The following is a 12403-nucleotide window of genomic DNA, read 5'->3' on the forward strand; positions in this document are numbered from 1 at the left end:
TACTATGAAAAAGACAATTAAAGCCCTTAAAATAACAAGTGTACTCTCACTAATTTCAATAGCGTTTATAGCTTGTGATAAAGACTTTTCAACCTTAGATAGTGATATTCAAGGAGCACAGAATTTCTCTACAGATTCTGAAAAAATCCCTGTTATAGCATATACTAAAAAATTTAACCCTGTTCAATCTAACGGGTTATCTTCTAACCTATTAGGCGTATACAAAGATGATATATATGGCTTAACTACAGCAAGTGTAGTTTCTCAAGTTTCACTTTCTTCTTATGATCCTGATTTTGGTGACGAACCCGAATTAGAATCTGTAATTTTATCAATACCTTATTTTTCTACAGCAGGAGATACGGTTGATGGTGAAACTACATACACTATAACACAACAAGATTCTTTGTTTGGTAATGCACCAATAAAATTATCTATTTATAAAAACAATTATTTCTTAAAAGATTTTAACGCAGAAAATATAGAAGAATACGAAATCTATTACTCTAATGCCAATACCACAATAAATTTTGACAATCATACAGATGAACTTTTGTTTGAAACTGATGCATTTGTGCCAAGCGAATCTGAAATCACATTAAATGACGAAACAGATGATGAAGAAAAGCTAACACCAAGATTTAGAGAAGAATTAAATAATGTAGATGGTTTTTGGGAAGATTTAATTTTTTCAAAAGAAGGCATGACTGAGTTAAGTAATGATAATAACTTTAAAAATTATTTTAGAGGTCTTTATTTTAAAGCGTCTTTACCAGATGGTGCAACAGAAGGAAACATGGTAATGCTTGATTTTAGCAATGCAACAATTGAACTAAACTACACCAATGAAACAGACGAGCTAGATGATGATGGTAACCCTGTAAGAGAAGAGCAAACTTTAGAAATTAATTTTTCAGGAAACCGTTTAAATATATTAGAAAATGATCCTTCTGTAACCACTTTAGCAGATGCAGATGCTGCTGCCAACCCAACAGAAGGTAATGAAAAATTATACTTAAAAGGAGGAGAAGGTGCCATGGCTGTAGTGGATTTATTTGGTGGTCCCGATTCAGATAACGACGGCTTATCAGATGCTTATGATGATTTTATTGCAACCTACAAAGACCAACGTCTTATAAACGAAGCTAATTTAGTTTTTTATGTAGACCAAACCGCTGGTTTAAACGACGAACAAGAACCTAGTAGAGTTATTATATATGATTTAAAAAACAACATTCCTGTTGTGGATTACTTTTTAGACTTAGCAGATGTTTCTGATCCAGAATACTCCATAGAATACCACTCAACAGTATTAGAAAGAGATAGTGATAACAATGGAGTAAAATATAAAATTAGGTTAACAGAGCATTTAAACAACATTCTTCTAAGAGATTCTACAAACTTAAAATTAGGGTTAATGGTAACCACTAATATTAACGAGGTTTTACAATACAGTACTTTTGATAGTGAGGATAAATTAACATCAGGTACAGTAATGTCTCCAAAAGGAACAGTACTACATGGTAGTAATGAAAATGTTGCAGAAGAAAACAGAGTACAGTTAGAAATTTTTTATTCAGAACCAGAAAACTAATTTTTTATGTGTGGTATAGTAGGTTACATAGGTCATAGAGAAGCATATCCAATTGTTCTTGAAGGACTAAAACGCTTAGAATATAGAGGATATGATAGTGCAGGAATTGCCCTTTTTGATGGCACAGACCTAAAAGTATCTAAAACCAAAGGCAAGGTAGCAGATTTACAAAAAAAACTAGAAACCGAAATATCTATGACTGGTAATCTAGGTATTGGTCACACACGTTGGGCAACACATGGTATACCTAATGATGTAAACTCACATCCACACTACTCTAACTCTGGCGATTTAGTAATTATACATAATGGTATAATAGAAAATTACGCTGCCCTTAAAACAGAATTAACCAAAAGAGGATACACTTTTAAGTCAGACACAGATACAGAGGTTTTAATAAACCTTATTGAAGACATAAAACTAAAAGAAAAAGTAAAACTAGGTAAAGCAGTACAGATTGCGCTTAACCAAGTAGTAGGCGCTTATGCCATTGCTGTTTTTGATAAAAATAAACCAGACGAAATAGTTATAGCTCGTCTAGGAAGCCCACTAGCAATTGGTGTTGGTGAAGGCGAGTTTTTTATTGCAAGTGACGCATCTCCTTTTATAGAATATACTAAAAATGCCATCTATCTAGAAGATGAAGAAATGGCAATTATTAGAATAAATAAAGAGGTTAAAATTAGAAAAATAAAAGATGATACTGTTGTAGCTCCTTATGTTCAAGAACTACAAATGAACCTTGAGCAAATTGAAAAAGGAGGTTATGAACACTTTATGCTTAAAGAAATTCATGAACAGCCAGACGCTATAAGAGATACTTACAGAGGTCGCCTTCTAGCTAAAAAAGGAATCATCAAAATGTCTGGAATAGATGATAACATAGAGAAATTTACTAATGCAGACAAAATAACAATTGTTGCATGTGGTACCTCATGGCATGCTGGATTAGTTGCAGAATATATTTTTGAAGACCTAGCAAGAATACCTGTAGAAGTAGAATATGCTTCAGAATTTAGATATAGAAACCCTGTAATTACAAATAAAGATATTGTAATTGCAATATCGCAGTCTGGAGAAACAGCAGATACTTTAGCTGCTATTAAACTTGCAAAACAAAACGGAGCTTTTGTTTTTGGTGTTTGTAATGTAGTAGGCTCATCTATTGCTAGAGAAACACACGCTGGTGCATATACACATGCTGGCCCAGAAATTGGTGTAGCATCTACAAAAGCATTTACTACACAAATTACAGTACTAACTTTAATAGCTTTAAAACTTGCAAAAGTTAAAGGAAAAATAACAAATTCTGATTATCATTACCATTTACAAGAACTAGAGTTAATTCCTGAAAAAGTAGAGAAAGCACTACAGTCTGACCAACATATTCAAAATGTTGCAAAAATTTATAAAGATGCTAAAAACTGCCTATACTTAGGAAGAGGCTACAACTTCCCTGTTGCCTTAGAAGGAGCATTAAAACTTAAAGAAATTTCTTATATACATGCCGAAGGATATCCTGCTGCAGAAATGAAACATGGCCCAATTGCTTTAATTGATGAGCAAATGCCTGTATTTGTTATTGCAACCAATAAAGGACATTATGAAAAAGTGGTAAGCAATATTGAAGAAATAAAATCAAGAGCTGGAAAAATAATTGCTATCGTTACAGAAGGAGATACTAATGTTAAAAAATTAGCAGACCATATTATTGAAGTACCAGAAACGCTAGAATCTTTAACACCTTTACTTACTACAATACCGTTACAGTTACTGTCTTATCACATTGCAGTAATGTTAAATAGAAATGTTGATCAACCTAGAAACTTAGCAAAATCAGTAACCGTAGAATAAAAAATAAGCTTTTTACTTAATATCTGCTTACTGGTTACTTTTTAAGAATTTCTCAAATTTTAGCTATCTCAATTGAGAAAATAATATTATGCGCGCATAATTTTAAGAAAACTTCTTAATGTTTTCATAATATTTATTTATATTGGCTCAAATAATTAAACTAAATCTAAAAAATGAGAACAATTCTTTCAATTTTATTGTTGTTTTTTTGCAGCTTAACTTATGCGCAAACAACAATAACAGGAACAGTAGTTGATGATAGCAATCTACCTATTCCTAGTGCAAACATTATTGTTATAGGAGCCTCAGTTGGTACGGTTACTGATTTTGATGGTAATTTCACATTAACAGTTAACCAAAACCCTCCATTTACATTACAAGCGAGTAGTGTGGGTTTTGAACCTTCATCTCAAGAGGTAAATACAAACAATCAAATCCTTAATTTTGTTTTAGCAGAAGGAACTTCACTTGATGAAGTAGTAATTTCTGCTTCTAGAACTCCAGAACGTATTTTTGAATCTCCAGTAACTGTAGAGCGTTTTGGCTTAAAAGAAATTAAAAACACAGCCTCTGCAGATTTTTATGGAGGTTTAGAAAACTTAAAAGGTGTTGATGTAAACACAAATAGTTTAACTTTTAAATCTGTAAACACTAGAGGTTTTGCTTCTTTTGCTAATACGCGTTTTATGCAATTAGTAGATGGTATGGACAATTCAACGCCAGCATTAAACTTCCCTATTGGTAACCTAGTTGGTTTAACAGAAACAGATGTACAAAGTGTAGAACTTTTACCAGGTGCTTCTTCTGCTTTATATGGTGCAAATGCTTTTAACGGTATTCTTTTTATGCGTAGTAAAAGCCCTTTTGACCACCAAGGTATAAGCGCATTTGTAAAACAAGGGGTTACTTCTCAAGAATCTGCAGGTACCAATCCGTACACAGATTTAGGAATTAGAATGGCTTACAAGTTTAGTGATAAGTTTGCTGCTAAAGTAAACTTTGGTTACTTAAACGGTACAGACTGGGAAGCTACTAGCGAAGTAGATAGCGATATGTATGGTGGTACAAGAGCAACCAATAGAAACTATAATGGTATTAATGTGTATGGTGATGAAGTTTCTGCAAACCTTAATGACTTAGCTGGTGGTACTGGTATTGTACCAGATGTATATGTTAGTAGAACAGGTTATAACGAACGTGATTTAACAGAAAATAAAGCCCAAAGTATTAAAGCAGATTGGGGTTTATATTACAGACCAATTACAGATAGTAATTTTGAAATTCAATATGTTGGTAAAGTAGGTACAGGTACCACAATTTACCAAGGTACAAACAGATATAATATTGATAACTTCTTTCAACAACAACATAAATTAGAATTAAAAAACGATAACTACTTTTTAAGAGGTTATGTAGTTGCTGATAAAGCTGGAGATTCTTATGATATGGTATTTACTGGAATTAACATAAACAGATCTTGGAAAAGTGATGAAGATTGGTTTGGTGATTACATAAACACATACGTAGCTGCAACTTTAGGTGGTGGTGCTACAGATGAACAAGCACATGCTGCAGCAAGAGCTGCTGCTGAAGACGGTAGGTTTGAACCAGGTTCTGCAGAATTTAAAAACGCTTTTAATAGAGTTATTAATGATCCTGACTTAGCTACAGGTTCCAAATTTCAGGACCAATCTAAATACTACCATGCAGATGGTAACTATAACTTTAGTCATTTAATTGATTTTGCAGATATACAAGTTGGTGGTTCTTTTAGACAATATGATTTAAATTCTTTAGGTTCTATCTATACTGATTATGATGGCTCTATTGACTACAGTGAGTTTGGTATCTATACACAAATTCAAAAAGATGTAGAATTAAATGAGGATATGGAATTGAAAATAACTGCTTCTGCACGTTATGATAAATCAGAATTTTTTGAAGGATTTCTTTCTCCTAGATTATCCTTAGGTTTAACACTTAATAAAGACCACAACATTAGAGGTTCTATTCAAACAGGTTTTAGAAACCCTACCACACAAGATTTATTTATTGGCCTAGATGCTGGTAGAGCTATATTAATTGGTTCTGCTCCAGATAACTTAGACAGATATTCAAGAGATTTTACTGCTAGTGACGGAACGGTTTACACACAAACAGGTGCTGCGGCATACAATAACTCATACGCTTCTTCTTCTGTAATAGCTTTTGGCGAAACTGGTGATCCAACGCAATTAAGAGTTGCTAACCCTAGTTTAGTAAAACCAGAAAAAGTAACTTCTGCAGAAATTGGGTATAGAGGTAAATTCAATAAACTTATTGTAGATTTTAGTACCTATTATAACAGATATAAAGATTTTATTTCGCAAGAGGTTGTTATCGCTCCATTTTATGGTTCTGTTGCTGATGGCTCTGCTGCTGTTGCCATTGCTAACAGCGACTTTCAAACCTATAGCGCATACACAAACTCTGATGTAAACGTAAATTCGTATGGTGCTTCTATTGGTTTATCTACTAAAATATTTGGAGATTTTGATTTAGGTGGAAGCTACACTTTTACAAAACAAGATTTTGACCAAGAAGCGAATCCTGATTTTGAAACCAATTTCAATACTCCAGAACATAAATTTAAAGCTTCTTTTGGTAACACTGAGGTATTTAAAAACTTCGGATTTAATGTAGCATACAGATTTAGTGATGATTATTTCTGGGAAGCAACTTTTGGTGATGGTGTAGTTCCTGAATTCCATACTGTAGATGCACAAATTAACTACAAAATCCCTTTCCTTAAATCTTTAATTAAAGTGGGTGGTACAAATATTGGTGGAAAAGAATACTTCACAGCATTTGGTTCTGGGTATATAGGTTCTATGTACTATGTTTCATGGACAATTAATAACTTATAAAATTAGCAAAATGAAAAATATAAAATATATATTACTATCTGCGGTCCTTATAGGCTTTACAGCATGTAATGACGAAGAGGATTTTGAAAACCAATTAGATAATCCTACACAAGAAGAAGTGTTACCTGCTTTAACAGCTGGTTCTGCAGATTTTTCTAACTATGTATCTATAGGTAATTCATTAACTGCTGGATATACAGATAATGCTTTATTTATTGCAGGGCAAACAAACTCGATGCCTAATATGCTATCGCAAAAATTTGCTTTAGCTGGTGGAGGTACTTTTACCCAACCATTAATGAATGATAATATTGGTGGGTTTTTATTTGGTGGCGTTCAAAATGCCGATGGTAGCTTTGGTCCTAGATTATATTTTGATGGTTCAGGCCCTGCTTCTTTACCAGGAACGCCTACAACAGAAGCTTTAGCTCCTTCTTTAGGAAGCCATAACAATATGGGTGTTCCTGGTGCTGCAAGTTTTCATTTACTATATAATGGTTATGGAAATCCTGCTAATTTAGCAACTACTCCTGCAACTGCTAATCCTTACTTTGTAAGAATAGCTTCTTCTCCAAGTGCAACTATTTTAGGGGATGCCTTAGCGCAACAACCTACCTTTGTATCTTTATGGATTGGAAATAACGATATATTAGGGTATGCTACTGCTGGTGCAGACGCAACTTTAGGTGCTATTACGCCGCAAACTATGTTTGATGCCTCTATAGACGCTATTATTGGTGCTTTACAAACTGCACAAGTACAAGGTGTAATGGCTAACATACCTTATGTAACAACTATTCCTCACTTTACAACTGTACCTCATAATCCGGTTCCTTTAGATGCAGCAACTGCAGCATATTTAAACAGTGCTACTGTGTATGGAGCATATAATGCTGGTGTGCAAGGGGCTTTTGCTTACTTGGTTAGTGTTAATGCCATTTCGCAAGAAGATGCAGATGCAGAAATAGCAAAAAGAACCATTAGTTTTGAAGCTGGTGAAGGTAATGCTGTTGTTATTATGGATGAAAACTTAACCGATTTAACAGGTATAGATCCAAATTTAGTAAGTATGCGCCAAGCTACTGCTGAAGATTTATTAGTTTTATCTGCATCTAATTTTATTGGTACAGAAGCGGTTCCTGGTAATTCTGCAACTGTAAATGGTGTTGCAATTCCATTGGCAGACAAATGGGTTTTAACTCCAGAAGAACAAGACGAAATAAAAATAGCTACAGATACCTTTAACACAAAATTACAAGATGCAGCAAATTCTGCTGGTTTTGCTTTTGTTGATGCTAATGCTTTAATGCAACAATTAGATAGTACAGGTTATCCTGATGGCGATTTTGTACTAACATCTAGCCTTGTAACTGGTGGTGTTTTCTCATTAGATGGTGTGCATCCAACGGCTAGAGGGTACGCTTTATTAGCAAATCAATTCATGAAAGCTATTGATGCAACTTACGGTTCTAACTTTGAAGCCTCTGGCAACTTAGTAGACTCAGGAGATTACCCAACAAACTACCCTCCTACGCTTCAATAATTTAAATAAATATTATAAAAAAAACGCCTTCAAATAGAGGGCGTTTTTTTATACCTAAAAAAGGGTAAATTTTTGATATATTTTTTAAATTAAAACCACTATATTTGCAGCGCGAAAAAACCTTATACTCTATATAATTGAGTAAATTGTCTTTCGTATTAATAATATACCAAAACATTAAATATAAAAGTAATGTCAAAAGTTACAGGTAAAGTTGCACAAATAGTAGGTCCAGTTATCGATGTAGAATTCGCTGCTGGTGCTGAACTTCCAAAAATTTATGATTCATTAGAAATCAAAAAAACAGATGGTTCTATTCTAGTACTTGAAGTACAATCTCACATTGGTGAAGATACTGTACGTACTATTGCAATGGATTCTTCAGATGGTTTAAGTAGAGGAACAGAAGTTAATACTACTGGAGCTCCTATACAAATGCCAGTTGGAGATGACGTTTATGGTCGTCTATTTAATGTAATTGGTGATGCTATTGATGGTCTTGGAGATTTACCTAAAGCTGGTGAAGCTGGGTTACCAATACACAGACAAGCTCCTAAATTTGAAGATTTATCAACTTCTACAGAAGTTTTATTTACAGGTATTAAAGTAATTGACCTTATTGAGCCTTATGCTAAAGGTGGTAAAATTGGTTTATTTGGTGGTGCTGGTGTAGGTAAAACAGTATTAATTCAAGAGTTGATTAACAATATTGCTAAAGGACATGGTGGACTTTCTGTATTCGCAGGAGTAGGAGAAAGAACACGTGAAGGAAATGATTTACTTCGTGAAATGTTAGAGTCTGGAATTATCAAGTATGGTGATGACTTTATGCATTCTATGGAAGAAGGTGGATGGGATCTTCAAAAAGTAGATAAATCTGTTATGAAAGACTCTAAAGCTACTTTCGTATTCGGACAAATGAACGAACCACCTGGAGCACGTGCGCGTGTTGCCTTATCTGGTTTAACTATTGCGGAGTATTTTCGTGATGGTGCTGGTGAAGGACAAGGAAAAGATGTACTTTTCTTTGTAGATAACATCTTCCGTTTCACACAAGCTGGTTCTGAGGTATCTGCATTATTAGGTCGTATGCCTTCTGCCGTAGGTTACCAACCAACATTAGCAACAGAAATGGGTGCTATGCAAGAGCGTATTACTTCAACTAAAAGAGGATCTATTACATCTGTACAAGCGGTTTACGTACCTGCAGATGATTTAACAGATCCAGCTCCAGCAACAACGTTTGCGCACTTAGATGCTACAACCGTACTATCTCGTAAAATTGCTGAGTTAGGTATTTATCCTGCAGTAGATCCTTTAGATTCTACTTCAAGAATTCTTACTGCTGATATTTTAGGAGATGATCACTACAACTGTGCACAACGTGTAAAAGAGTTATTACAACGTTATAAAGAATTACAAGATATTATTGCTATTCTTGGTATGGAAGAATTATCTGAAGAAGATAAAATGGCTGTTGGTAGAGCAAGACGTGTACAACGTTTCTTATCACAACCTTTCCACGTAGCAGAACAATTTACAGGTCTTAAAGGTGTTTTAGTAGATATTAAAGAAACTATTAAAGGATTTAATATGATTATGGATGGTGAATTAGATCACTTACCAGAAGCAGCTTTTAACCTTAAAGGTACCATTGAAGAAGCTATAGAGGCTGGAGAAAAAATGCTTGCAGAAGCGTAAGCCAAAGCAAGTGCTGAAAGTATTTCAGCAGCTGTTTAATATAAATGAGACTTCTGTTTGCTCAGAAGCTTTTAAATAAAATTTAAAAGATGTATTTAGAAATTGTATCACCAGAAGCAACTTTATTTAGCGGAGAAATAACTAGTGTTATTGTTCCTGGAATAAACGGTGAGTTTGAAATATTAAAAGATCACGCTCCTATTGTATCGCTTCTTAAAGAAGGAAACGTTAAAATTTATGGCGATATTTCTTTAGAGGATGAGGTAAAAGATAAATTTACTAAAGGAAACAATAATGCTACTTGGTTAGCTATTAACTCTGGTACTTTAGAAATGAATAACAATAAAGTGATTGTATTAGCAGACTAATTACAAACACATAGTATATATAAAAAACGCTTCAGAACATCTGAAGCGTTTTTTTATTTATATCATTTTGCAAAGAGCAAACTATCCTGAAGTAGTTCTTGTACAAATACTAGAGTCATTCTCACAAGAAGAACAATAATCTCCATTAGGAATGCAACCAGAACAATTTGCTAAGGCTGTTGTAGTACATAGCGTCTTACCAATGGCATAGCTGTTCGTTTTACCAGAATCTGTTGTACTATTTAATAAAGCTACCGTAGATACAGATGCGTCTTTATTTATAAATCGAAGATAATATTTGTTATCCTGTTTTTTAATTTGCGAAGAAACAGCTACTAAACCTAAATTTAATGTTTTGCTGTAATTATTAAAAGAGAGAATTAAATCCGTATCTGCAATTCCTAGTTGAACCTCTTGATTGGTCTTAAAAGCCACTACATTTCCTACAAACGTATTTGTTGAAAAATTCGAAGTATCAAAATCACTATTAGCATCTGCTTTATTGCAAGAATAAACAAATACACATAAAAAACTTAAAACAAGTAAATTCTTCATAACACGTACACGCATAGATTAACAGTGTTTTAAAGATAGAAAAAAAAAAATTAGTACACCTTTTTAATCACGTTAGTTACTATTCCCCAAATAACAAAATCGTTATCATCGGTAATTCTTATAATAGGATAATTCGGGTTTTCTGGTTGTAACCAAACGCCTTCTGCATCAACTTTTAAACGTTTTACGGTAAACTCACCATCTAAAAAACAAACGGCTATTTTGTTATGACTTGGCTCTAAACTTCTATCTATAACTAATAAATCATTATCATCTAATCCTGCTCCTATCATAGATTGCCCACTTACTTTTGCAAAAAAAGTAGCTTCCTTATTTTTTATAAGTTCACGATCTAAACTTATGCGCTCTTCTTTAAAATCTTCGGCAGGAGAAGGAAATCCAGCAGAAATTCCGGTATCTAAAAATACAGCACCAGAATTTTGTAATATTTCTGGAGTAAAAAAAGTAAGGGCTTCTGATTTATGTAGCAACATGACTTTAATATTTTATTTTAATTCTAAAAGTAGTACTATTTTACGAGATTTCTTTTCGCGAAACAATTTATTTTACACAAATAATATCATTAATATTAGTAGTATACTTTGGTGTTAAACGTTCTTGACGCATTTTCCAGGTACGCTTTAAGTCCTGATTTCCTAGCTTTATTTTATAGCTTCCGTATTTACTATTTACACCATCAATAGCGCGCATTAAATACCGATGCTTTGGGTTTTCTTGTTCAAATAAATGCAATTGGTAATTATCTATTGGTACTAAACCTGTAACAATAACTCCTGCTCTTTTGTATTTAATTCCTTTTTTAAAAATAGAGGCTGCTGCTTGTACAGCTTGCGTACTAATAATTAAAGAAGAGTTTGTTGGATACGGCAAACTCACCATTCTACTTACGTTATGCTGCTCTATATCTTTTTTATGTCTATCACTACTTAATTGCACAATAATTACATGACAGCTGGAACCTTGTTTTCGTAATTTTTCGGCACAACTTGTGGCAAAGGTAGAAATGCGTTCTTTAATATTAGCGATATCAGAATAGGTATACTCAAAACTTCGTGTAGTAGCAATCATCTTCTTGATGTTGTTGTGTGCTTCTAATGGTAGTGTTGGTATGCCTTCTAAATCTCGTTTTAAACGCGATTCTATTACAGAAAAGTGGCGTTTCACCCAAGCATCCGGTAATTGTGTAAAATCATAAGCCGTTTTACAACCTTTATCTTGTAAACGCTTACTTAATCTTCTGCCAATGCCCCAAACATCCTTTATTTTAGTCCATTTTAAGGCTTTTATACGTTTTTCTTCACTATCTATAACGTAAACTCCTTTTGTTTGTTCTGGATATTTTCTAGCTATTTTATTAGCAACCTTACTTAAGGCTTTGGTAGGCGCAATACCTACAGAAGTTGGTATGCCTGTCCATTTTAAAACGCGCTTTCGTATTTGTAATCCATAGGTATTAAAATCATAATTTTCAAAGCCTTTAAATTGTAAAAAAGATTCGTCTATACTATACACCTCAACGTCTGGAGTAAACTGTTTTAGTATTTCCATAACGCGCGAACTCATATCGCCATACAAAGAATAGTTAGAAGAAAGCACGTGAATATGCTTGGCTTTACAAAAGGATTCCCATTTAAAAATAGGCGCTCCCATTGGTAAATCCAACGCTTTAGCTTCGTCACTTCGTGAGATAACACAACCATCGTTATTGCTTAAAATAGCGACAGGTTTTCCTTGTAAATTAGGGTTAAAAACACGTTCGCAAGAAGCATAGAAATTATTACAATCTACTAGTGCAAACATAGTTTACAAAGATACTAGAAAAACAATTTCAATTTCTGTAAAGCAAATAATCTTATGAACT

At 33.6% G+C, this 12403-nt stretch carries 9 protein-coding genes; 6 read left to right on the forward strand and 3 right to left on the reverse strand.

Features of this window, described 5'->3' with window-relative positions; genetic code table 11:
* Positions 1-4: 4 nt before the first annotated feature.
* The 6 genes from KO494_RS15275 to KO494_RS15300 all read left to right on the forward strand — a co-directional run bounded on the left by KO494_RS15275 (position 5) and on the right by KO494_RS15300 (position 9966).
* The gene (locus KO494_RS15275; protein ID WP_215968485.1) at positions 5-1594 is read left to right on the forward strand and encodes a DUF4270 domain-containing protein; all 1590 of its coding nucleotides are present in this window, start codon (positions 5-7) and stop codon (positions 1592-1594) included.
* Between the two features lie 6 nt (positions 1595-1600).
* Complete coding sequence (gene glmS / locus KO494_RS15280; RefSeq protein ID WP_215968486.1) at positions 1601-3448, forward strand: glutamine--fructose-6-phosphate transaminase (isomerizing); 1848 nt, start codon at positions 1601-1603, stop codon at positions 3446-3448.
* A gap of 173 nt (positions 3449-3621) precedes the next feature.
* Positions 3622-6354 carry a TonB-dependent receptor domain-containing protein gene (locus KO494_RS15285; protein WP_215968487.1) on the forward strand — a complete coding sequence of 911 codons (2733 nt, stop codon included), beginning with the start codon at positions 3622-3624 and terminating at the stop codon, positions 6352-6354.
* A 10-nt stretch (positions 6355-6364) separates the two neighbouring features.
* Positions 6365-7897, forward strand: coding sequence for a G-D-S-L family lipolytic protein (locus tag KO494_RS15290; protein ID WP_215968488.1), 1533 nt, complete (start codon positions 6365-6367; stop codon positions 7895-7897).
* Between the two features lie 192 nt (positions 7898-8089).
* The gene (gene atpD, locus KO494_RS15295) at positions 8090-9598 is read left to right on the forward strand and encodes a F0F1 ATP synthase subunit beta (protein WP_215968489.1); all 1509 of its coding nucleotides are present in this window, start codon (positions 8090-8092) and stop codon (positions 9596-9598) included.
* Between the two features lie 89 nt (positions 9599-9687).
* Entirely contained in the window at positions 9688-9966 is a 279-nt protein-coding gene (locus KO494_RS15300; protein WP_215968490.1) for a F0F1 ATP synthase subunit epsilon, read from the forward strand.
* A gap of 81 nt (positions 9967-10047) precedes the next feature.
* On the opposite strand, the gene KO494_RS15305 is transcribed toward KO494_RS15300, so the two are convergent.
* The 3 genes from KO494_RS15305 to KO494_RS15315 all read right to left on the reverse strand — a co-directional run bounded on the left by KO494_RS15305 (position 10048) and on the right by KO494_RS15315 (position 12342).
* Positions 10048-10536 (reverse strand): hypothetical protein, encoded by a 489-nt coding sequence (locus KO494_RS15305; RefSeq protein ID WP_215968491.1) that lies wholly within the window; start codon positions 10534-10536, stop codon positions 10048-10050.
* Positions 10537-10571: 35 nt separating this feature from the next.
* The gene (locus KO494_RS15310) at positions 10572-11015 is read right to left on the reverse strand and encodes a LexA family transcriptional regulator (protein WP_215968492.1); all 444 of its coding nucleotides are present in this window, start codon (positions 11013-11015) and stop codon (positions 10572-10574) included.
* Between the two features lie 67 nt (positions 11016-11082).
* Positions 11083-12342, reverse strand: a complete 1260-nt coding sequence (locus tag KO494_RS15315) for a Y-family DNA polymerase (RefSeq protein ID WP_215968493.1) — start codon at positions 12340-12342, stop codon at positions 11083-11085.
* Between the last annotated feature and the right edge of the window lie 61 nt (positions 12343-12403).

Source organism: Lacinutrix sp. C3R15, assembly GCF_018860825.1.
In the GTDB taxonomy this organism is placed as follows: domain Bacteria; phylum Bacteroidota; class Bacteroidia; order Flavobacteriales; family Flavobacteriaceae; genus Oceanihabitans.